Below are 22,418 nucleotides of genomic sequence, written 5' to 3'. Positions count from 1 at the left end.
AAAAGAGCTAGGCGTTTTATATTTTTTGACCGCAGCGTACATAAACGTACGTGAGGATCAAAAAATATAAAACAACAAAACCAATTTTTCAAATCAAACGAGTATACCTATACTTTAAAAAATAATTCGGTTATTAAATAATTACTGATTAAGATAAGGATAGAAGAATTCACTACTGCCGAGGTAGTTGCTCTTCCAACTCCCTTAGCCCCTTTACCTGAATAATAGCCGCTATAGCAACTTATTATAGAAATAATAAACCCAAAAACTCCCGCTTTAACAAGACCGGAAATTACGTCAATCGGTTCTAAATACTGAAAAGTACTGGTTAAATAAGCTGCACTATTAAAATCAAGTTTATATACCCCTACCAAATAACCGCCCATAACACCAATTATATCCCCGATTAAAACAAGACAAGGCATTGTAATAATAGCTGTTATTACTCTTGGAAAAACTAAATATTTAATAGGATCGGTAGATAAAGTATATAAAGCATCTATCTGCTCCGTTACTCTCATTGTGGCTATTTCGGCGGCGATTGATGCCCCAACTCTTCCCGCTACCATTAGTCCAGCTAAGACAGGTCCAAGCTCTCTAGTCAGCGACAATACTACTACCGTTGCAATAGAGCTTTCAGCTGAGAAACGGGAAAAACCGATATAGCTCTGTAATGCAAGTACCGCCCCTGAGAAAAAAGTCGTCATCGCAACAACCGGAAGCGAGTGAAACCCGATAAATAATAATTGTCTGATAATTAAACTCAAATATAAAGGCGGTCTTATGATACTGCTAACGGCAGCAAAGCTAAATAGAGAAAAACTACCTACACTTTGTGCAAACTTTACAGTACGTTTACCGACCGAATTAGCTATATTGAATAACATTTGTATTTTTTCTATTTAATTTAAGTACGCTATGTCATTTCTGCACAAGCAGGAATCCAGTAACCTCTAATGTCATCCCGCGACTTGATCGCGGGATCCAGTCTTTTTTAATTTTTTTCTGGATACTGTGGTCAAGCCATGATATGACACAGATATCTACCCGATATACTTTCTTTTATATCTACTACCAAGGTTAGTTAATACCTCATACCCGATAGTACCTATAATACTCGCTATTTTATCGGGCGTGCAATAATTTCCGATAATTTCCGCTTCCTGCCCTAGAAAAATCTCGGATGGTGGTAGATCGGTAACATCGATATTTATTAAATCCATCGATACTCGCCCTACTATAGGAACGCTGCGACTGTTAATAAATACTTCGCCTTGATTGCTAAAATTACGACTAAACCCATCGGCATAACCAAGCGGTAACGTTGCAATGACACTATCACGCTTAGTTGTAAAAGTCATATTATAACCGATATGGCTATCTAGTGTCAAATTCTGTAAGTGAATTATAGGAGCTTTTAAGGTTACGGGATTCTTTGTTAAGGGATTAAGACCATATAAGGCTGCCCCTGGTCTTGCTAAATCAAAATGGTAATCCTGTCCTAAAAATATGCCGCCGGAATTAGCAAGGCTTGCTTTGACGTTTGGGAAATATTGTAAATAAGCTTTAAATCTGTTTAATTGTTCTAGATTATAAGGATTATCTATTTCCTCGGATATAGCTAGATGGCTTATAATATATTGTAAATCTAGACCTTTTAACAAATCACGATCATTAATGAGCTGCTCTATCTCATTAGAGCTTAAGCCAAGACGATTAATCCCCGTATTGAAATGTAAATAACAAGGCAATAATCGGTTTTTCAAATTACTAAATTTTTGCCAAATTTCTATTTGTTTTAAGTTATTTAGGACAGGTGTTAAATTATATTCTATCAGCTCTAAAGCATCATGTTCAAAAACGCCGTTAAGAACTAAAATATTAACATCTAATCCTAAAGCGTTGCGTAAATTCACTCCTTCTTCACTTGAGGCCACAAAAAAATGCCTACAATTTTCTTCTATTAAAGCTTTAGAAATTTGTACTGCTCCAAGACCGTAACCGTTAGCTTTAACGGCAGCACCGACTAATGAGGTTTTGCAAATATCTTGTAATAAAAGGTAATTATTTTTTATTGTAGATAGATTTATTTCTACAGTACACAAGCTCATAGTATATTTATTAACTCTTTTACGATGATAGACAATACGGGTATTATATGAAATTTTGTAGATAAGTCACTTGTTTCTAGTATCCGTGATAAAAATATTGTCTATTAGACCTCTTGCATAACTTGCTTCTAAAGGTAATTTGTACGTCAATCCAGTACTCACATCCTCACGTACTAAAGTGTACGCTGCGGTGCTGCGTTCCGTGTTTCCTACAAATTCCTCTTTATTAGTTTCGTTCTCCAAGAGGTCTATTATCGAATTTTTAGAACCGGCCGGCAGAAAACACTGCATGAGTTATAAAAGCACTAACCGATAAAGCCGAATGTTCTTTTAAAAATCTCGCTGCTTTTACGATTGTTTCTCCACTATCTATAATATCATCAATTAATATGCAATTTTTGCCCTCTACACTACTTGTGATTGTCTCGCAATTATTATTTATATCCCTTTCTTTGTTTATATAAGCTGAATCTATATTTAGTAAATTACTAATTTTTTGAACTCGATTGATACTTCCTTTATCAGGTGTAACTATAGCGAAATTGCTATAAGTGCTTGAAAACGGGATATATAAATTTATAGGTTCAAGATTAGAAACAGGAATATTAAAAAATTTTTCTATTTTATCGGAGTGTAAATCAATAGTAATTACATGGTTTACTCCGAGCTTCTCTAAAAAATCTGCTATTAACTTAGCAGGAATTATATTTTGAGAATTTATATTATCTTGCCTTGCATAACCAAAATAAGGCATTACTAAAATTATTCGATTTGTGCTCCCGCTTTTTTTGCTGCATCTACTAGCAAAAACAACTCAATTAAGCGATCATTAACGGATTTTGATGTGGATTGTACTATGATTATATCTTCATTATGAAACGATTTTTGAATTTCTACTTTTATTTCGGAATCATTGAAATAGGTAATTTTCGGCTCAATATATTTAATATTTAATGCTATAGCTAAACGCGTTGCAAATAACTTATTACTACTTGCCTGCTAAGATTTTCATGTGAGTGATTTATGTTGTTTAACGCTATTAGCGAGCGGGCTTTGTTGCGTGGATATCTAATCGTCATTGCGAGCAGTCGTAGACTGCGTGGCAATCTCATGCAATAATAACAAACTCCTGAGATTGCTTCGTCAATTGCTACGCAATTTCCTCGCAATGACGACGAGGTGTCTACGCAACAATACCTACTCACAATGACGATTTAAGATGAAAGTGAAATAAGCTTAAGAACGACTTTCTAATTTTTGTATTAGTGCCTTAAAGCCTTGATTTTTTAAAGTATCAGTAAACTCGTCTTGTTGAGCTCCAATAAGACTTACACCTTCCGTAATTATATCAGAAACTTTAAAAACGTCTTTTCCGTTTCCTTTCATTTCACGTACAAGATATTCTACTTTAATAGGATCTTGCTCTTTATTACTAATGATATTCATAGCAACCATAAAATCGGTTGAGCTTAAAGGACGAACTCCTACTATTTTAGGCTGTTTGCCTTTATAATCTTTTATTAAATCAGTATAAGATTTAGTAACATATTTAGAGTAAACTTTGATGAATTCCTGAACCTGCCCACCTGATAAAGTTTTTATCCCATTTCTGCCTAATGTATATTTAGCCATCCAATCAAAATCTAGGTTCTGAGACATTAACTCACGTGCTTTAGCAATTTTTACTCGCTCAGATAACTTACTATCGTTTAATATACTAGAAGCTTCATTTACTAAATTAGTAACGTAACTGTTCAAACCGGCAGGCACTTTTTCATTAGAATAAGCGTAAAACGTCATAACTAATAAAAATAAACCTGTAATAATTTTTTGCATATAATCCTCTTTAATTTCATTAATTCTTGAGTTTAGGACATTTAAAATTTTCAGGATATTGAACCGATGCTTCACGAACACGATGTAATGCTGATCTAATAGCCACATAAGGATCAGTAGAATTCTTCATCACATAATCACTAAACGGTAATACAACATATCGATCGTTTATTTTACTAACTGCTAGTACTCCTAAGTCAAAATCATTATGAGTGTAGTACATTAATGGATTAAGAGCATAATTAGTAATTACCGAATCCGTCATATCTCTTGCGTTAGTACTACCGATTATTGGCAATACTAAATAAGGACCTGGGGCAACTCCATAATGTGCGAGGGTACTACCGAAAGTTTGACGATCAGACGGCAAACCTACTTTACCTGCCACGTCAAATAAACCGCCTATGCCAAGCGTCGTGTTAATGAGAAACCGCCAAACGCTTTTCATAGTTTTATCGTAATTTAACTGAAGCCCGTAATTTACCGCCGTAAGCGGTGTATCGACATTACTGACGAAACTATTAACGCGTGCTTTTACGTAATCATTCGTGATGTTCTTATAACCTATCGCTAAAGGACGCAATATTATATAATCTAACACAGAATTAAATGCAAACACTTTACGGTTAAATTTTTCATATGGATCATAAACTTCCACGCAACCGTTTTCATTGCTTCCACCATTATAGTTATATATTTCATTATCAACATATTCAAGATCAGCTCTTATCGATAATGAACATAAAATAATGGATAATATAATTAATATTCTCATTGATTTATGCTGTTTTCTTACAAACAATAATACTATATTTATTGTTTTCCGCTAGTATTATTTCTTCCGAAGTTAATATAGTAAAATTATTTTTTTGTAAAAAATTATTTATTTCATTCAAGTTAAAAATAAATTCTTTGCGTTTTACTGAAAATTGTGTCTTCGTCGCATTCGGTAAACAAAGGGCAAAATACCCTTGTTTATTAAGAGATGAGTATATTAAATTAAAATATTCTATTAAATTGTTAGTAAACGATAATCCGCAAAAACTAAAAATAATATCAAATTTATTAGAGTTTTGTTTTAAAAATTCATCGATAGCAATATTATATATTTGATCGTAAATTTTAGTGTTCGGGTAATATGTTGCTTGTAACTTACTCATTAAAGCAGAAACTTCTACACCGGTTAAAGTCAAACGTTCCGGAAAACGTTTTTGTATTTCATAACCTACAAGCCCTATATTACTTCCCAGTTCCAAAATAGAGTAATTATCCGGTAAATCAGATATCTGCTTAAGTGCTTCATTAACAAACCTATACGGAAGATGGATATTTTTATCGTTATTAAAAATAGTAGGATAATATTGTGCAGTTAAATCACGATATTTTCCACAAATTTCTTGAGGTATTTCAGTAATATCCTTATAATTTTTCAAAAAATTTATAAATATAGGTTTATATTTTTCATTAGATTTTTCTAAATATTCTATAGCTTGCCTGTAATTATTTTTTAAAAAATAAACCCATCCGAGTTGAGAATATACTTTAGAATCATTAGGATTAAAAAATTTATCGACTAGTTTAAACCTAAGTAATGCATCATTTAAATTACCTCTATATAAATGATCGAGTCCAAGTTGATAATTAGTTTCGGTTAAATGAGAGAATTTATATTTACAATCACTTATATAATTTTTAAATTCTAAAATTTTATTCTTAATAAAATTCGGTACATTTATTATTATAGTTAAGCAATAATGTTTGATTTTGTCTTTTATTTTACCGAGCATAGTTTAATTACTAAATTAATATTACTTACTATAATAAAGCATATCTTGATAAATTTTTAAATAAAATAATAATTTTACTTGTGAATTAATGGTATTGAAGCTAGGATGTACATGTTATTATATGTACATCAATCAGTAGGTAGCTCATGAACTCAATTAGCGGCACTTCATTTAGAAAAAACTTAAGCTCTGTACTAAATACCGTAGAAAACGATCATGTCCCTTATCTTAATTAAAAGAAAGAATCATAAGAATATTATTCTTTTAACCGAAGAAGAATATGAATCTACAAAAGAAACATTATATTTATTATCTAATCTGGGGCTAATGCGAATCGAATAAAAAAATCTATCGAACAAGCAAAAAGCGGAGAGTTTGCTAAAGTTAATTTAGATGATTGAGATTGAGTAGACACTAGAAGCAGCGGAGGATTTAGCGTATTGGAAAAAATACGATATTAAAAAATATCCAAGAAGCACCGGTTACAGGTATAGGTAAGTCCGAATCTTTAAAACATATATTATCAGGTTTATGGTCACGTAGAATTAACCACGAACATAGACTAATATATTCTGTCAATACTAAACAAATTATAATATATAATTGTAACTTTCATTTAATACGGACTCAAATTATGTCAATTATTTCTACGAGGCTAAGTTCTATAAAACCGTCGCCGACCCTTGTAGTCGTTAAAAAAACTCTTGAACTTAAAAAAGCGGGAGTTGATATTATCACACTCGGTGCCGGTGAGCCTGATTTTGATACGCCTGACAATATTAAGGAAGCGGCGATTAAAGCGATTAAAGACGGCTTTACTAAATATACTAACGTTGAGGGTATGCCTCTTTTAAAGCAAGCAATAAAAGACAAATTCAAACGTGAAAATAATATAGATTACGAACTTGATGAAATAATAGTAAGCACCGGCGGTAAACAAGTTATATATAATTTGTTTATGGCATCTTTAGACCAAGGGGATGAGGTAATTATTCCAGCACCCTATTGGGTTTCATATCCTGATATGGTTGCACTTAGCACAGGAACACCTGTTTTTGTAAATTGCGGAATTGAAAATAACTTTAAATTAAGTGCAGAAGCTTTAGAACGTTCAATTACGGATAAAACTAAGTGGCTTATTATTAACTCACCTAGTAATCCAACAGGTGCAAGCTATAATTTTGAAGAACTAGAAAATATTGCTAAAGTTTTAAGAAAATATTCACATGTAAACGTAATGTCCGATGATATTTACGAGCATATTACTTTTGATGATTTTAAATTTTATACATTAGCCCAAATAGCACCTGATTTAAAAAAGAGAATATTTACCGTAAACGGAGTATCTAAAGCTTATTCTATGACGGGTTGGCGTATAGGCTACGGTGCAGGCTCTAAAACTTTGATTAAAGCAATGACTATTATTCAGTCGCAAAGTACTTCAAACCCTTGTTCAATAAGTCAAATGGCTGCTATTGAAGCATTAAACGGTCCTCAAGATTATATAAAGCCTAATGCTTTAAATTGTCAAAAAAAGCGTGATCTTGCTTTATCAATTTTGAAAAGAGTAAAATATTTTGAATGCTATAAGCCGGAAGGGGCGTTTTACTTATTTGTTAAATGCGATAAAATATTTGGGCATAAAACTAAATCAGGAACAATTATTGCAAATAGTAATGATTTTGCCGAATATTTACTTGAAGAAGCAAAAGTTGCCGTAGTACCTGGTATCGCTTTCGGCTTAGAGGGATATTTTAGAATCTCTTATGCTACTTCTATGGAAGAGCTAGAAAAAGCTTGTATTAGAATTGAGAGAACAATTGATGTCATTCCTGCTTAAGGCTTTGCATGGATACCAAATCGTCATTGCGAGCAGCCATAGGCTGCGTGACAATTTCGTCAAATATCCTGAGATTGCTTCGTCACTTACTTCGTAATTTCCTCGCAATGACGGAAAAGTTAAAAAGCCACCTAAACCAACAAAAAAATAATGCGGAAAGTTTTTAAAAAATTTTAAAAAAAAATAAATACGTACTTAGTATAATTACTACTTTACTATATTGGTATTTGCGTTTTGTTTACTTTACTTCAAAGCAGAAATTTATATTTTACGATAACGGCAATAAGGAAAAATTCCTAAACGAACAAGGGGTAATCTTTGCATTTTGGCATAATATGCTTGCCTTAAGTCCGTCTATGTTTATAGGACATAGAAATATCTATGCTTTAATATCACCGCATTTAGACGGAAAAATTTTAAACGATCTAGTAGGAAAATTCGGTTGCAGAGTGATAGTAGGTTCTACTAATAAAAATCCAATTGGAGCTTTACGTAATATTATAGGTAAGTTATCTCAAGGTGCAAATATAATAGTCACGCCGGACGGTCCTAAAGGACCGGTATATAAAGTAAATAGCGGTATTACCGAAATTGCCTATAGATATAACACAAAACTTATTACTATAGTCAGCTCCACTTCTAGATGTTTCAGATTAAAAAGTTGGGATAAATTAATAATACCCCTACCGTTTGGTACCATTAAAATCATAGTTGGCTCGCCTTTAGAACTCACAAATGATAAAATACAAAACCATATAAGCCTTGAAAAACAATTAGCAAGCTTAACAGAAAGTTTAAAGAAATGATGTTATTATATTATGCTTTAAGCTTTATATTATTACCTGTTTATTTTATCATAATTCTTATACGTTTATTAATAGGTAAAGAAGATATAAGACGCATCCAAGAGCGTTTTGCTATTGGCAAACACAGACAAGACGATTCATTAGACTTCATGCAAACGTCCGCTAATAAAGAGGAATTTAAAGGAGACACTTCACTGCGAACCACAGCGTATACACTAATACGTGAGGATGAAGGGTTAGGATCAACGTATAAATTACCTTTAGAAGCAAGTGATGCACGAAGGCTGATATGGATTAATGCAGCAAGCATTGGCGAGTCTATGGTAGCTTTAACATTAATACATAATATAAGTAAACGCTATCCTGACGTTCGTTTTCTAGTAACCTCTTGGACTAACAGCTCCGCTAAAATATTAACTGCCAAATTACCTAAAATAGCAGTTCACCAATTTTTACCGATAGATAATATTATTTTTACTCGAAAATTTTTAAGAAATTGGCAACCTGATTTAGGCATTTTTATAGAATCGGAATTATGGCCGTGTACTATTAATGAGGGAGCAAAGCAGTGTAAATTACTACTAGTTAATGCTCGTATTTCCGATAAATCGTTTAAAGCTTGGCTACAAAGAAAAAGCTTTTTTCAGCTTATTCTCAAAAATTGCAGTAAAATTATCGTGCAAAGCGAACGTGACTTACAAAAATTCAATGAACTTGGCGTATCAGATGCAGTGAATTTAGGCAATATTAAATTTGCCAACGAAAAACTTCCGGTTAATCAAGAAGAGTTATCAAAATTAAGCTTACATTTAGACAATAAGCGAGTCGTGCTATTTGCCAGCACTCACCCCGAAGATGAAGAGGTGATTTTGCCTATAATCAAAAACCTAAAAGAGCAGTTTTTAGACTGCTATATTATCTTAATTCCAAGACATCCTGAGCGAGTTAAATCAATTATCGATAATTGTAAGTCACATAATTTATCCGCTACCGCTAAGTCGCAAAATGATTTACCTGTTTTAAGCGATGATCTTTATATAGTTGATAGGTTCGGCGAAATGGGACTATTTTTTTCTGTAGCTACAATTTCTTTTATCGGCGGTTCTTTTAAACAAGGCGGGCATAATATTTTAGAAGCAGCCTATTTCTCTAATTGTATTATATTCGGTCCCGATATGAGCAAAAACACCGATATCGCTAAAGGCGTACTGCAAAATGAAGCAGCTATCCAAATCAAAAACGGTGAAGATTTACTAACTAAACTAACATATCTACTCAGGTCTAATAATGCTCTAGAACTTACAGCTTACCGCGAAAATGCTTTAAAGTTTATTAAGGACAACCAAAAAGTCCTAGATGAATATTTAAACGTAATTACGAAGTTTCTTTGATAGAATTTAACTAAAAACTCTTATTCTCCTAAAAGCTCTATAGTAAATTCAGGATCTACGTGACTGATTTCTATACTTCCGTTATTTTCTAGTATTTTCTTATTCAAATACCTATAATACCCACTATTTATAGGCAAAGAACATAATTCACCTTTATAAACGGTTAAGGCCGGATACCATTGGTTATGAAAAATTATAGGTGGGTTTGGCAACGATAACTTATTTAATTTTCCGTCTCTACCGTAATGTATCTTTAAAAAAGCAGGATCTGCTTTAGGCATATTTGCCCCATCAGAATATTTTAAAATTAGCGAAATATCAAAAGTTTCTCCTGTATCTTCTGTAGTATCAGGGACAATCATGCTTCTAAATTCTTTAATCTTAACTATACGCTTGTTATTTAATCTTAATGTTAAGGAAGCTTCAATTGTCTCTTCCAACACAATACCGCACTTATAACCGTTTTCGGTTTTAAATTCTTTTTGAACAACTTTAAGCTTAGTAGGTTCAGAAAATATAAATTTTTCCTTACCGGTGCTGTTAAAAATCACTTCCTGGACCGACGACTTCTATTGTACCGATTGTCACTTTATAAGCGTTTGAAAGGGTTTTAGCTCCAATCTTTGCACTATCTACCAGTTTTTTTCCGTATATTTTAGCCTTTTCTCTTTTAGAGGTAGGAGTATTAGGGGAAGTTTGCTCTAAAGGATCTACACGATTAGTTGTCATCGACTGAGTGGGAGTACTCGTATTACCTCGAGACGAAGGATACTTTGTTATATAAGTTATTTTACTTTCAGCATCAGTACCGAGTACTGCTATTTGTCCACTTCCTATCTTATAGGCGTTTTCTATAATTTTACTTCCTGTGACGGTAACTTTTACTGCCCCTTCTACTGCTTTATAACATGCATAACCAGCACATACTATATTAATGTAAGATTTTCTATGATTAAGTCAATATAAATCTTTTATTATAAAGTAAAAAACCGAAAATTATTTATTAATAGATAGTTTTGTAGTTAGAGAGATATTATAAATACGAGTTTAGAATAAGCACTTATCCTAAATTCGCCTTTGTTTGCTTTGAAAAGGTGTGAGTGAGTATTCACGAGTTTTTTACTGTCACCTAGTTCAATTGACCACGGGAAGGTATTATTGCGTGGATAGAAAAACGTATTCGGTGTCATACTGTGGTTTGACCACGGTATTCATAAAAATAACTAGTATTAGGTGTTTTTATATTTTTACTGGATCCCGCGATCAAGTCGCGGGATGACAGGATAGAATTGTGTCTGCACAACAACGCATGCTCACAATGACGATTTGGTATCCACGCGGGAATGACATTGAAGCTATGAAACAAGCCCATTAACCTTGCGTAATGGCAGCTACTTCATCGGCAAAGTTTTTTTCTTCGTGTTCTATACCTTCACCAAGTTCGTATCTAATAAATTTGGCAATTTTAATTTCTGCACCGAGTTCTTTTTCAGCATTTTTAATTACTTCCGCAACGGTAAGTTTAGGTTCAAATAAGAAATTTTGCTGAAGTAATACAACTTCCGAGAAGAATTTACGTATTCTACCTTCTACCATTTTTGCTATAATATTATCAGGCTTTCCTTCTTCTTTAGATTTTTCAAAAAATACTTTTCTCTCACGCTCTACGAGTGCTTGATCCAAGCTTGAATCATCTATACTTTGCGGGTTATTTCCTGCTACATGAACAGCAATTTGTTTAGCTAACGCTTCTAGTTTTGCTTTATCTTTTGCGTTAGACGCAAGACCTACTAATACGGAAATTTTTCCTAAATTCGGTACAACTTCATTATGCACGTACGAACCGATTGCTCCTTCAGATATCTCTAATATATCCATACGACGTAATGTTAAATTTTCACCGATTGTAGCGATATTTTCTATAATTTCTTCTTCAACTGATTTACCGCTTTGCATTTTAAATGTTTTTAGCGTGTCTATAGTTTTTGCAATTACTGCAAGATTTGCAATATCCTTAACTAGATCCTGAAACTGCTCATTTCTAGCAACAAAATCCGTTTCGGAATTTACTTCAATTACCACTCCGGTAAGCCCATCAACTTTTGCAGCCGTTAAACCTTCAGAAGCAATGCGTCCGGCTTTCTTTGCAGCAGCAGCTAAACCTTTCTTACGAAGAAAATCAATGGCTTCTTCAAAATTACCGCTGGTTTCTATTAATGCTTTTTTGCAATCCATCATACCTGCACCGGTTTTTTCTCTTAATTCTTTAACTGCTGCAGCACTTATATTTATTTCACTCATACCTTACTTTCTCCTTAATTATTATATTTGGCTTGGGTTGTAGCTCGAAGAACGACCCCGGTGTCACCCCATGGCTTGCTCCTGGGGTCCATAAAAACAATTTAAAATACTAATATTAATAATATTAGTATTTTAAGCTGGATCCCGCGATCAAGTCGCGGGATGACAATGGGAAATCCGATCCATGCAACAACACTTATGCATTATCAGAATTTTTATTTTCATCGGCATCATTTAATGCTTGCTCAAATTCTGTATTTGTCTCTTCATCAATATTTTTCGTTTTAGAGAATTTTTTAGCTTGTTTTAATTTAGAAACATTTTTAGAAGTTAACCCCTTATCTGTATGCTCTTGCATAGCACCCATATCAACTCCTGAAGCTTTCATTGATTCTTCAAGTCCTTGTAATGCCGCATCTGCAAATAAACTACAATAAAGTCTTATTGATCTTATAGAATCATCATTACCCGGAATAGGATAATCTACATTATCAGGATTAGAATTAGTATCAACTACTGCAACTATAGGAACATTAAGCTTTACCGCTTCATTAATTGCGATATGCTCTTTATTAGTGTCAATAACTACTAGAAGATCAGGTTTAGAATTAAGATTTCTAATACCGGCAAGAGATAGAAGTAATTTATCTTTCTTACGGCTCATATTGAGTATCTCTTTCTTAGTATAACCCATAAGTGCTTCTTCGTTTTCTAAGGTTTTGTCTAACTTATTTAGCTTTTCTATTGAACCCGCAATAGTTTTCCAGTTAGTTAGCATACCACCAAGCCATCTATGATTTACGTAATACTGCCCGCATTTTTCGGCATATTCCGCTATAATATCGCTTGCCTGTATTTTAGTACTTACAAATAATATTTTACCGTCTTTTTTTACAGTTTCATATATTGCATTCAAAGCAACGCTCATTAAAGCGACACTTTGTCTTAAATCGATTATATGAACATCATCACGTTCACCATATATATAAGATGCCATTTTAGGATTCCAGCGTGAGGTCTTGTGACCGAAATGCACGCCCGCATCTAATAATGCTTTAATGTTAACAGATGGTATTTTTGACATTTTTAAATTCTCCTAATTTGTTAGTTTATACCTCCGTAAGATGTCCATTCTGATGAACTAACATATATCTTACGTGTGAATTTTTTGCTTAAGTTTTGGATAATCGTCATTGCGAGCAGCCGTAGACTGCGTGGCAATCTCATCAAATATCCTGTGAGATTGCTTCGTCAATTATTACATAATTTCCTCGCAATGACGACTTACAAGCCCATAAATTATATACGCATATTGCGTAATTTACAAGCTTTTATTCTTTTCGCCAAATAGTAGTACCATCAGATCGATCTTCTAGAATTATTTTTTCCTCTAATAACTGGTTACGAATTTGATCGGCTAATAACCAATTTTTTTGTTTTTTTGCTTCCAAACGCTTATTTACAAGCTCATTTACATAGAGTTCATCCACACCGCTATTAAACCACTCGTGTGGAGTCTTATTCATTAAACCAATAAAATTAGCACAAGTAATAATAGCAGAGGCGTTAAGCTGCCTTTCTTCTTCAGTTTTAGAAATAAAAACACCTTTAGCGTAGTCATTAATGATTTTAACGGCAAGCGGCGTATTCATATCATCAAGTAAGCTTTGCATGAAATCATGAGGTAAATCTATTTTCTGCACATTAATATTTTCTATAGCTCTATACCAATAATCTAAAGTTTTCTTAGCATCTTCTATAGCTTTATCATTATAATCAAGAGGACGCCTATAGTGACTACTTAATAAAAATAACCTTACTACTTCTCCTTGAATTTGTTTATCCATTAAATCCCTTACAGTAATAAAATTACCAAGAGATTTACTCATTTTCTCGCCGTTAACCGTTAGAAACCCATTATGTACCCAATATTTAGCATAGGTAGAACTTGGAAAAGCACATCTACTTTGAGCAATCTCATTGGTATGATGCGGAAAGATTAAATCTGCTCCGCCGCCGTGAATATCAAAATTCTCACCTAAATATTTGTAGCTCATGGCTGAACATTCAATATGCCATCCAGGGCGACCAAGTCCCCAGGGGCTTTCAAAATTCATATTTGCCGATTCATTTTGCTTTGCCGGTTTCCATAATACAAAATCTTGTGGATTTTTTTTGGTTTTACTATTTTCTACATGCACTCCCTCAAACATTTCTTCTAAATTTCGGTTAGATAATTCCGTATAATTTGGCGCTGATAAAACATCAAAATAAACATGATTATCAGCAATATATGCGTGATCTTTTGCTATTAAGCGTTCTATTATTGCGATCATTACATCAATATGCTTTGTAGCTTTCGGCTCAATACTAGGTAGCATACAACCTAAATATGCCATATTTTTATGAAACTCTTTCGTAACTTTATCAGTCAACTCATCAATAGTAACACCAAGTAGTGCAGCTCTATCGATAATTTTATCGTCAACATCCGTAATGTTACGTACATATTTTACTGCCTTCTCACCAAATATTTTTATAACTATACGATAAAGTAAATCATATACTACTCCCGACCTACTATTGCCTATATGAGGATTATAATAAACAGTCGGTCCACATACATACATTTTTACGTTAGCTTGATCTTGAGGATTAAAAACCTCTTTAGTACGACTAAGAGTGTTATATAAGTGAAATTGAATTTGCATATTTTATATTTACCAAAAACTGAAGTACCTTTCTTTCAAAAGTAGTTTACATACTCCTTTTGAAAAAAGTTTAAAATTCGGAGTATACATTAGCTTGTGATATATTAAACACATTTTGGCTAAAAAATTTATTGGTTAACAAAAATTAGTAATTAATAGTTCACATAAGTTAACAAAAATTATATAATTCGCCTCGTTTATATAAAAAATAATAACTAATCGAGGTTTGAATGAATCTACAAAAGTCCCACTCAAAAAAATATGTTTTAACTTTTTTCATGTCAACATGTTTGTTGACTAGTAGCTTTTTAAGTACAAGTGCTAGAGCGGCAAGCTTTAAAGATTTAGTTAGTAAAACCCCGGCATGGGAAAAGCACAATTCAACACAGCAACAAAATATTTGGAAAGATTTGACTCCAAATGAAAAAATCAAAAAATGGCAAGAAGCAGCTTTAGTTCCTAGTTTTACTCAAGCACAAAATGATCTAGGAATAAAGTATAAGGAAACAGATTTATCAAGTTTTTTAGATAATACTAGACATAAAGCAAGACAAGCAAGAGCTGAAATTTTATTATACATCGAAAGAGTAAAACAACAGGATTTTGATACAAAAAAACAAGAATATATTAATCAAGGTGTAGTTCCTACAGATATAGAAGCAGCAACAAATCTTGGAATAAGTTATGACCCTAGCAAAATAGACAATAAGGTAGAACACGATCAAAAGGTACGTCGTGCAGAAAAAGACAAAAAAGCAGTAATCGAACTATATATCAGCTCAATAAACAGAGGTATTAAATACAAACATTATGTTGATAATGATATTATCCCTGAAATGCAAGAAGTAAGGACTGCTCTTAACATGAATAAAGATGATGCACAATCTTTTGTTGCTTCAATAAGAACTGAAATTATGGAAAACGCAAAGGGACAATATATAGCCGATAGCCATATTCCTACAGAAAAAGAGTTAAAAAAGAAGTTTGGTATATCTCGTGATGATAATAGAGACGGCTATATTAAGTCAATAAGACTTAAAGTTATGGACAAAGAAAAGCCACAATATATAGCCGATAGCCATATTCCTACAGAAAAAGAGCTAGAGCAGAAATTTGGTGTTGATAAAGGTGAGGCAACAAACTATATCGCATCAATAGCAACTCAGATGATGCTTGGTAAAAAATCGTACTATATAGATAATAATATTATCCCTAACGCTGACGAATTAATGAATGAATTTAAGATAGGGCCAGTAAAAGCAACTTCTTATATAAACCAAATAAAAGCCGGAATAGAAGCAAACCAGTTTCTAAACAACAATGATACTACTAAACCATCTACCGGACGCTCTCAACAAAAGAGCGGAAGCAAAAACAACCCTTGGTATATGTCAAATCAAAGTATACATAATACAGAAACATCTTCACAGATTTCCACGGGTAGAGACAAGAAACAACGATATTTTTTTGATTCTATAAGTACTTTTAAAACTCAGTTTAATGCTAAAGCAAATAAGGGTAATTTAACACTGTCTCAACAAAATATAAATAAACTAATAGAACAAGAAGAAAATATTGAACAATTTAAAGATCTTATTAAAACAAATCCTATAGCAGCATTACTTCTTCAAGTAGATAGTAGTTATAAAAATCAAGCAGTAAAGATTATCTTAAAGGATCGTAATGATAATACTATTCAAAGGTTATTATTTACCAATGATACGGGACAATTAGATTTCAATACCAATATTAAAGTTAAAAATAGACCTATTTTACAAACATTCCTAAACAATAGTACTTCTAAAGACAAAACTAAATTTGCTGAAATAATTCAAGACTATGCAACACGAAATATATCTAATAGTCAATTTGAAGAAAAGGCACGATTAGATCTTATCAAAATAGCAGCAAGTAAAGATAAGAGTTCAGTAGAAAACTTTTTAACTCTGCAATTAGAGTTAAAAAACAGAATGCAACCCTATATTGTAAACAGCGTCTATATTTTAACACCAGAAATAGTAAAAGAAATAAATATAGAACTAAAAAATAAAGGGCTAATAAGAGATAGTTTAACTAAAGACTATATGATTAAACTAGCAAAAGAAGTAAATAACCACACATTAAATTCAGTAATTAAAGTAATATTATCTGATAGTAACATACTCAGCAATGAAGCCAATAAAATTTTAGGGTTAGCAGTAGGTAATAATGCAAATAATTTAGAACAAACACAAAGCGACATTCCGAATCCACCACCTTTACCGCTAAATGGGGGTATTCCAAATCCGCCTCCTCTACCGCTAAACGGCAGCATACCACCACCACCCTTACATTCTCAAGGCTTTATTAGCAACTCTCAACATTTTGATTTAAATCAGTTACAAACAGAATATCCTCACATACATTCATTATATATTCAGTTTACTCACAATACTACTGTTCAATCAAAAGCACCACTTCAACCTACAGCTTCTAGTACAACCAGCACAGTCAGAAGCACGCCAGAGACAGCTTATGCCAAACTATATGCAGAATATAGAACTGAGACAGGAGGTACAAAAGCTAATGATTTACAAGATCAGCTTATAAAAAGACAAGCTGATCTTACAAATGTTATACGTCAAATATTAACAGAATCATACGCCAACCAAGGAGCTGACGAGAAAACTCTTTTAAATTTATTTAGCATTTCAACCCCTGAAATCGCAGAAAAAGCTAAAGAAGCTTTTAACACCCTTGCTCAAGACCAGTATATAAAAGATATAACCGTAAATGGTAAGAAAACAATAACAAGCGAAGAGATAATTAAAAATCTTTTCAATGAAGACACTGATGATGCAGTAAAACGTATTTTATTATCGTCATGTAAAATATCTGAAGAATTAAAGAGACCTATTAAACTTAAATTCAATCAATCAGAATTGATTAGAAAGTTACAGGGCAAACAAAATCCGTTTGAACAATTAGAATTTGCCTATATTAATGCAAAAAACTTCGATCAAGATATATTTGGCAATAGAGTCGACGAGTTAATTAACAACCCTAATATATTAACTATAGTACAACAAGCTACTTTTTTAATAACAGAAGATACAAACTTAAGAAAAACAATTAATTCTGATCAAGCACAGGCTAAACTTGATGATTTAAGAACAGCTATTTTAAGCACAATAAAATTTGAAGAATTAATTACAGCAAATTTACCTCAACATGATTTTATTGCTATAGTAAAGGAAAAAGACCCCGAATTATTAAAAGAGTTTTTAAAAGCTACTACTCTCAAAGTAACAGGTAATAATAATTTAGATCAATTAAGATTAGCTTTGCCTTCATTTACAGGCATGAGCAATGAACAAATAAGAATTCTTTCTAATAAATTAAATCTGTCTATAATATTACAAGCTCTTCAAGAGTGCTCGCAAGAAAAAGCTACAAAATACATCCATACCGGAAACATGCCACCACCACCACCGCCACCGCCACTGCCTAATTCACAAGATTTGGAATCAGCTTATCTAGCAAGTTTAGGGATTACTAAATCCACATCTACTTTTAAAACAAAAACAACTCCAAAAACTTATCACTTTAGGTCCGATATAGCTTTAAAATATAAAGAATTTACTTTATCAGGACAAAAATCAGCAGGATATAAAGCAGCATACTCCGATGCCGATTTATTGAAAAAAGCTATAGTGGAATCAGTAGCATTTGAGCATTCAAAAAATTTATCTGAAGCTCATCAAAATACTGATTATTTTGAACAAGTCGAAGAAGCAGTCAACACTATGCACTCTAGCTTTACAGGTCCTAGAACTGAAATGGGACAAATAATACATAATATTTATATTTCTAAACTTTTGGAATTAACAAAAGATAAAGAATTTATTAAATATGTTGAAGATAATATTATACTTAACAAAAAATTAACGAAGGCGTTTACTTCCGCTGGCTCTGGTTTTATAGATTCTAGAACTAGACTAGAACAAAAAATACATGATATTTATATACAGCAATTGACAAAATATCCAGAGGAGGAAGCGGTAAAAGAGGCATTTAATACTGCTAACCCTGATTTTATAGGTCCTAGAACTGAAATAGGGCAAGAAGTACATAATATTTATAAATCTCAACTTTTAGAGTTAACAAAAGATCAAGAATTGTTTCTATTTACTCAACAAATACTAGCAGAGTCTACTGAACTAGAACAAAAATATGGTAGTGATATTCAATCAGAAAATAGTGACAATGAAAAGACAGTAGGACGTTTAGATAATGAAAAGACAGTAGGACGTTTAGATAATGAAAAGACAGTAGGGCGTTTAGATAATGAAAAGACAGTAGGGCGTTTAGATCAGGAAAAATTACAATCATTCAAACAAGAAAACGAAGCTACAAATGACGAATCCTCAACAAAGGATGATACACAACCTGAAGATAGCAATAAAAAGTCAGAGCAATCTGATTCAAAAACCGCTTTATCACCGAGATTATTGAGTTCTAACGATAGCAAAAATGATAAATCATCAGATGACAAAAAATCACTTCTAGCATTAAGATCTAGTGATGAAGACGATACAGGGTATGCAACTGATGAAGAAGAATTAGAAGAAAGCAATAGCACCACTGACGAAGAATTAAAAAAAGATGTAGTTTTAGAAAGCGAAGATGAAGCTATCGATGTGTCATTCAAAACTGAAGCAATTACAGAACAAGATGAGGTGACACAGAGACAACAGGTATCTGATTATACTAGTGGGAAAGTAGCAATATTAGTTCAGGCGACTTCAACTCTTCACAAACCTGTTCACTATAATATAAATGATAGATTAACGATTGCTGCAATAGGGGCCGGTGATGAAGAAACTAGTATAAACAGAGGGGTATGGATTAGCGGCTTATACGGCATCAACAAACAAAGAATTTGGAAGAATATTCCAAAATATCAAAATCGTACAACCGGCATAACCATCGGGACTGATGCTGAATTCATCAATAGTCATGATGTTATAGGAATAGCTTATAGCCGTTTGGAATCCCAAATTAAATATAATAAAAAACTAGGGAAAACAACAGTTAACGGTCATCTTTTAAGCATTTACAGTCTAAAAGAACTAATTAACGGTTTCTCATTGCAGACTATAACATCTTACGGTCATAATTATATTAAGAATAGATCTAAAAATATTAATAATATAATTGGAAAATATCAAAACAATAATTTAAGTTTTCAAACTTTATTAAATTATAAATATCGTACAAAATACGATTTACATTTTATTCCTAATATCGGTTTTCAATATGATTATTCAAGAGCTAGCAACTATAAAGAGTATAATGTAGATATAGAAAATCTCATGATTCAAAAGAAATCAAATCAATTATTTGAAAGTAGCCTTGGCGGTAAAATAGTGTTTAAGCCTATAGTGACCACAAACAATATAGTATTAACACCAAGTTTGTATGGTAATATTGAGCATCACTTCAATAATAAAAATACAAAAGTTAATGCAAAAGCGACTTTTAAAGGACAAACATTACAAGAAACAATTATTACACTAAAACAACCTAAGCTTGGATATAATATTGGTAGTAATATACTTATGAGTAGAAAAAATATCAATGTTCTACTTGAGTATAATTATTATACGCATAGAAAGTATCAAAGCCATCAAGGACTTATTAAACTAAAAGTCAATTTGTAAATCACCAATAGAAAATTTAAATAAGGATAAGCTTTTCCTAAGAGCTTATCCTTTCTTAATGAATAAACTTATTAACCAAACTCCTGCATAGAATACTGGAGTACTAAATATAGTAAAAAATAAAATGAATAGCTATTAAGTACAAGATGACCTAATTGGTTAAAAGGAAAAATATTAAATAAGCTCATAATACCAATTACAATAAAAGTATCGATAAATAAAGAAATTGCCATACTAAAATTATTTCTGATCCATAAATAGATATTAATATCAACAAGTTGAGCTATATAACAGGCAAAAGTTGATACTAAAAAAGATATTAGTAGCTTCCAATTTATCCATGAGACTTATTATTAAAACTACTATTACATTAAAAATAATAGCAAGCTTTACACAAAAATTGGCTCTTTCTTTACCGTAAAACTCAGCTATTAAATCCGTTAATAAAAAAGTTAACGGGTAAAAAATTGCTCCTATAGATAATTCAAGAATATAAAAATTAAAAATATTAAGGTAAACAAATTTTTGCTATATTAAGTTTCCTACTTATAATAAGGACTGTAAAAAACGTACATAAAATGATATAAATTTTTTCTTTTATATTAAATTCTATAGACATTTCTAAAATTATTTTAGGTGCAAAAATATTGCTGTACTCTAATAATATATATTGGGAGTTCTGAAAACTATACTAAATTCTCTGATGTCATGCCATTGATCCATAGGTGTTGTTACATGACTCCTGTTATGTCATTCCCGCAAAAGCAGGAATCCAGTACTTTTATCTGTCACCCCGTGGTCAAGCCACGGGGTGACACAGTGGATTTTACCGATCCACACAACAATACCAACAAAGGTAGACAATGACAAGTATGAGAGATATTACTAAGATAAAGCTGTAACTATTTAGCTATAGGTAAACTATTTTCTGCTTGATTTTCTTCAATTTCATTAATCTTAGAAACTAAATCAGATTTCTTTTTTGAGGAAAGGTTAGCAAGTACTATTGCATTTATTAAAAATAATGTTGTAAGTATTATAGTGCTTTTAGTAAGAAAATTACCGACTGTTTTAGCACTGACTACTCCCATATTATTACCGCCGCTTATACTACTAATTCCATCCGATCCACTACGCTGCATCAGAATAACTATAATTAGCAATATTGCAATAGTAATATGTACAAAAAGAAGAATGTCTATCATATAATAAAATAATCGTTACCGTATTTTAAATGTAAATCATACATTAGTTTTATATTATTTGCAACTTAGCTTTTAAAATAAATATAATACTATAATAGTATCTGACAGACACTAGACTAAAATCAGCATATGAGTTTTTCAAGAAAGGTTAAAAACTCACAAAGCTTAGGATGTGTGGTGGTGCTACTAGGGGGAATCGAACCCCCGACCTCTTCATTACCAATGAAGTGCTCTACCCCTGAGCTATAGTAGCAAGATTATTTCAAACCCTTTTTGCCACATATTTGTCATTAAATCAAGAAAAATTTTGGAAATTCGTTTACTCTTTACAAAAAAGCTCTTATTCGATCTCTTCATTCGCTCCACTTATATGTATCCCATCATAAGATGCTACTGTAGTTTCATTAGCATGCATCCCAAATTCTTTCTGTAAATAATCACTTAAAATCTTTAGTGTTTTTTCTTTGGTTTGGCATGCTAATATCATTTTATTATCTTGTACTAACTTGTGTAATTTGGGTATCTCTTCTGCAGTAACAAGCCTCATTGCCAAACAACCATTTTCTTCTTATTATAGAAGGTCAGCCGTTACACTCGTAGTAACTCTATGACATGTACCGAATAAGTCTAGATCTATCCTTGAAATTGCTTCGTCACTAGTTACTTCTTTAAAAGTTCTGGAATGATTGATGTATCCTCAGAAATACTGGCAAAGACTAATCCCTTTT

The 22,418-nt window shown here is 32.3% G+C and carries 19 protein-coding genes, 1 tRNA gene and 3 pseudogenes; 6 read left to right on the top strand and 17 right to left on the bottom strand.

Annotated elements, in window-relative coordinates; all coding sequences use genetic code 11:
* Positions 1-107 precede the first annotated feature (107 nt).
* The 8 genes from ACSFFC_RS03110 to ACSFFC_RS03075 all read right to left on the bottom strand — a co-directional run bounded on the left by ACSFFC_RS03110 (position 108) and on the right by ACSFFC_RS03075 (position 5,734).
* Positions 108-887 carry an MlaE family ABC transporter permease gene (locus tag ACSFFC_RS03110; protein ID WP_004996740.1) on the bottom strand — a complete coding sequence of 260 codons (780 nt, stop codon included), beginning with the start codon at positions 885-887 and terminating at the stop codon, positions 108-110.
* Between the two features lie 156 nt (positions 888-1,043).
* Positions 1,044-2,111, bottom strand: a complete 1,068-nt coding sequence (locus ACSFFC_RS03105; RefSeq protein WP_014410345.1) for an alanine racemase — start codon at positions 2,109-2,111, stop codon at positions 1,044-1,046.
* Positions 2,112-2,177: 66 nt separating this feature from the next.
* The gene (locus ACSFFC_RS03100) at positions 2,178-2,402 is read right to left on the bottom strand and encodes a palindromic element RPE1 domain-containing protein (protein ID WP_014410344.1); all 225 of its coding nucleotides are present in this window, start codon (positions 2,400-2,402) and stop codon (positions 2,178-2,180) included.
* Complete coding sequence (prs, locus tag ACSFFC_RS03095) at positions 2,374-2,865, bottom strand: ribose-phosphate diphosphokinase (protein ID WP_014410343.1); 492 nt, start codon at positions 2,863-2,865, stop codon at positions 2,374-2,376. The genes ACSFFC_RS03100 and prs overlap by 29 nt, the downstream gene beginning before the upstream one ends.
* Positions 2,866-2,873: 8 nt before the next feature.
* Entirely contained in the window at positions 2,874-3,050 is a 177-nt protein-coding gene (locus tag ACSFFC_RS03090; RefSeq protein ID WP_231567163.1) for a ribose-phosphate pyrophosphokinase-like domain-containing protein, read from the bottom strand.
* A gap of 297 nt (positions 3,051-3,347) precedes the next feature.
* Positions 3,348-3,947 carry an MlaC/ttg2D family ABC transporter substrate-binding protein gene (locus tag ACSFFC_RS03085; RefSeq protein ID WP_004996745.1) on the bottom strand — a complete coding sequence of 200 codons (600 nt, stop codon included), beginning with the start codon at positions 3,945-3,947 and terminating at the stop codon, positions 3,348-3,350.
* Positions 3,948-3,966: 19 nt separating this feature from the next.
* Positions 3,967-4,722 carry an MlaA family lipoprotein gene (locus ACSFFC_RS03080; protein ID WP_014410342.1) on the bottom strand — a complete coding sequence of 252 codons (756 nt, stop codon included), beginning with the start codon at positions 4,720-4,722 and terminating at the stop codon, positions 3,967-3,969.
* A 4-nt stretch (positions 4,723-4,726) separates the two neighbouring features.
* Complete coding sequence (locus tag ACSFFC_RS03075; RefSeq protein WP_014410341.1) at positions 4,727-5,734, bottom strand: methyltransferase domain-containing protein; 1,008 nt, start codon at positions 5,732-5,734, stop codon at positions 4,727-4,729.
* Between the two features lie 216 nt (positions 5,735-5,950).
* Here ACSFFC_RS03075 and ACSFFC_RS03070 point away from each other — a divergent pair, with 216 nt between their 5' ends.
* The 5 genes and pseudogenes from ACSFFC_RS03070 (at position 5,951) to waaA (ending at position 9,771) form a co-directional block, all read left to right on the top strand.
* Positions 5,951-6,076 (top strand): type II toxin-antitoxin system Phd/YefM family antitoxin, encoded by a 126-nt coding sequence (locus ACSFFC_RS03070; RefSeq protein WP_279624976.1) that lies wholly within the window; start codon positions 5,951-5,953, stop codon positions 6,074-6,076.
* Between the two features lie 97 nt (positions 6,077-6,173).
* Positions 6,174-6,290: pseudogene (locus tag ACSFFC_RS03065) on the top strand (type II toxin-antitoxin system YoeB family toxin); the annotation flags it as partial.
* Positions 6,291-6,368: 78 nt separating this feature from the next.
* Positions 6,369-7,574: a pyridoxal phosphate-dependent aminotransferase gene (locus ACSFFC_RS03060; RefSeq protein WP_014410340.1), complete on the top strand. Its 1,206-nt coding sequence runs from the start codon at positions 6,369-6,371 to the stop codon at positions 7,572-7,574.
* A 150-nt stretch (positions 7,575-7,724) separates the two neighbouring features.
* A pseudogene (locus ACSFFC_RS03055) lies at positions 7,725-8,380 on the top strand (lysophospholipid acyltransferase family protein).
* Entirely contained in the window at positions 8,377-9,771 is a 1,395-nt protein-coding gene (gene waaA / locus ACSFFC_RS03050) for a lipid IV(A) 3-deoxy-D-manno-octulosonic acid transferase (protein ID WP_014410338.1), read from the top strand. Before ACSFFC_RS03055 ends, waaA begins: the two are co-directional and overlap by 4 nt.
* A gap of 20 nt (positions 9,772-9,791) precedes the next feature.
* On the opposite strand, the gene ACSFFC_RS03045 is transcribed toward waaA, so the two are convergent.
* From ACSFFC_RS03045 to cysS, 5 genes are all read right to left on the bottom strand, one after another.
* The gene (locus ACSFFC_RS03045; RefSeq protein WP_041472186.1) at positions 9,792-10,322 is read right to left on the bottom strand and encodes a Sca4 family protein; all 531 of its coding nucleotides are present in this window, start codon (positions 10,320-10,322) and stop codon (positions 9,792-9,794) included.
* Positions 10,312-10,500, bottom strand: coding sequence for a hypothetical protein (locus ACSFFC_RS03040; RefSeq protein WP_010976795.1), 189 nt, complete (start codon positions 10,498-10,500; stop codon positions 10,312-10,314). The genes ACSFFC_RS03045 and ACSFFC_RS03040 overlap by 11 nt, the downstream gene beginning before the upstream one ends.
* A gap of 642 nt (positions 10,501-11,142) precedes the next feature.
* Complete coding sequence (gene tsf, locus ACSFFC_RS03035; RefSeq protein ID WP_004996761.1) at positions 11,143-12,072, bottom strand: translation elongation factor Ts; 930 nt, start codon at positions 12,070-12,072, stop codon at positions 11,143-11,145.
* A gap of 196 nt (positions 12,073-12,268) precedes the next feature.
* The gene (gene rpsB / locus ACSFFC_RS03030) at positions 12,269-13,156 is read right to left on the bottom strand and encodes a 30S ribosomal protein S2 (protein ID WP_004996764.1); all 888 of its coding nucleotides are present in this window, start codon (positions 13,154-13,156) and stop codon (positions 12,269-12,271) included.
* A gap of 247 nt (positions 13,157-13,403) precedes the next feature.
* The gene (gene cysS, locus ACSFFC_RS03025) at positions 13,404-14,783 is read right to left on the bottom strand and encodes a cysteine--tRNA ligase (RefSeq protein ID WP_014410337.1); all 1,380 of its coding nucleotides are present in this window, start codon (positions 14,781-14,783) and stop codon (positions 13,404-13,406) included.
* 230 nt (positions 14,784-15,013) lie between these two features.
* Here cysS and ACSFFC_RS03020 point away from each other — a divergent pair, with 230 nt between their 5' ends.
* Positions 15,014-20,485, top strand: coding sequence for an autotransporter outer membrane beta-barrel domain-containing protein (locus ACSFFC_RS03020; RefSeq protein ID WP_155813482.1), 5,472 nt, complete (start codon positions 15,014-15,016; stop codon positions 20,483-20,485).
* Between the two features lie 45 nt (positions 20,486-20,530).
* Here the strand turns inward: ACSFFC_RS03020 and ACSFFC_RS03015 are convergent.
* From ACSFFC_RS03015 to ACSFFC_RS03000, 4 genes and pseudogenes are all read right to left on the bottom strand, one after another.
* Positions 20,531-21,104 (bottom strand): annotated as a pseudogene (locus ACSFFC_RS03015) (VUT family protein).
* Between the two features lie 283 nt (positions 21,105-21,387).
* On the bottom strand, positions 21,388-21,690 hold the full coding sequence (gene secG, locus ACSFFC_RS03010; protein WP_004996773.1) for a preprotein translocase subunit SecG: 303 nt from the start codon (positions 21,688-21,690) through the stop codon (positions 21,388-21,390).
* Positions 21,691-21,868: 178 nt separating this feature from the next.
* Positions 21,869-21,943 (bottom strand) — tRNA-Thr (locus tag ACSFFC_RS03005).
* 87 nt (positions 21,944-22,030) lie between these two features.
* Positions 22,031-22,243 (bottom strand): hypothetical protein, encoded by a 213-nt coding sequence (locus ACSFFC_RS03000; RefSeq protein ID WP_014410334.1) that lies wholly within the window; start codon positions 22,241-22,243, stop codon positions 22,031-22,033.
* Positions 22,244-22,418 lie beyond the last annotated feature (175 nt).

This window comes from Rickettsia parkeri (assembly GCF_051427245.1).
Classification (GTDB): domain Bacteria; phylum Pseudomonadota; class Alphaproteobacteria; order Rickettsiales; family Rickettsiaceae; genus Rickettsia; species Rickettsia rickettsii.
This window is presented reverse-complemented; position numbering and strand designations above follow the sequence as displayed.

Excerpts from the sequence above, each read along its gene's own strand:
- ACSFFC_RS03110 (WP_004996740.1), bottom strand. The coding sequence starts at position 887 with ATGTTATTCAATATAGCTAATTCGGTCGGTAAACGTACTGTAAAGTTT.
- ACSFFC_RS03105 (WP_014410345.1), bottom strand. The coding sequence starts at position 2,111 with ATGAGCTTGTGTACTGTAGAAATAAATCTATCTACAATAAAAAATAAT.
- ACSFFC_RS03100 (WP_014410344.1), bottom strand. The coding sequence starts at position 2,402 with ATGCAGTGTTTTCTGCCGGCCGGTTCTAAAAATTCGATAATAGACCTC.
- prs (WP_014410343.1), bottom strand. The coding sequence starts at position 2,865 with ATGCCTTATTTTGGTTATGCAAGGCAAGATAATATAAATTCTCAAAAT.
- ACSFFC_RS03085 (WP_004996745.1), bottom strand. The coding sequence starts at position 3,947 with ATGCAAAAAATTATTACAGGTTTATTTTTATTAGTTATGACGTTTTAC.
- ACSFFC_RS03080 (WP_014410342.1), bottom strand. The coding sequence starts at position 4,722 with ATGAGAATATTAATTATATTATCCATTATTTTATGTTCATTATCGATA.
- ACSFFC_RS03075 (WP_014410341.1), bottom strand. The coding sequence starts at position 5,734 with ATGCTCGGTAAAATAAAAGACAAAATCAAACATTATTGCTTAACTATA.
- ACSFFC_RS03070 (WP_279624976.1), top strand. The coding sequence starts at position 5,951 with ATGTCCCTTATCTTAATTAAAAGAAAGAATCATAAGAATATTATTCTT.
- ACSFFC_RS03060 (WP_014410340.1), top strand. The coding sequence starts at position 6,369 with ATGTCAATTATTTCTACGAGGCTAAGTTCTATAAAACCGTCGCCGACC.
- waaA (WP_014410338.1), top strand. The coding sequence starts at position 8,377 with ATGATGTTATTATATTATGCTTTAAGCTTTATATTATTACCTGTTTAT.
- ACSFFC_RS03040 (WP_010976795.1), bottom strand. The coding sequence starts at position 10,500 with ATGACAACTAATCGTGTAGATCCTTTAGAGCAAACTTCCCCTAATACT.
- tsf (WP_004996761.1), bottom strand. The coding sequence starts at position 12,072 with ATGAGTGAAATAAATATAAGTGCTGCAGCAGTTAAAGAATTAAGAGAA.
- rpsB (WP_004996764.1), bottom strand. The coding sequence starts at position 13,156 with ATGTCAAAAATACCATCTGTTAACATTAAAGCATTATTAGATGCGGGC.
- cysS (WP_014410337.1), bottom strand. The coding sequence starts at position 14,783 with ATGCAAATTCAATTTCACTTATATAACACTCTTAGTCGTACTAAAGAG.
- ACSFFC_RS03020 (WP_155813482.1), top strand. The coding sequence starts at position 15,014 with ATGAATCTACAAAAGTCCCACTCAAAAAAATATGTTTTAACTTTTTTC.
- secG (WP_004996773.1), bottom strand. The coding sequence starts at position 21,690 with ATGATAGACATTCTTCTTTTTGTACATATTACTATTGCAATATTGCTA.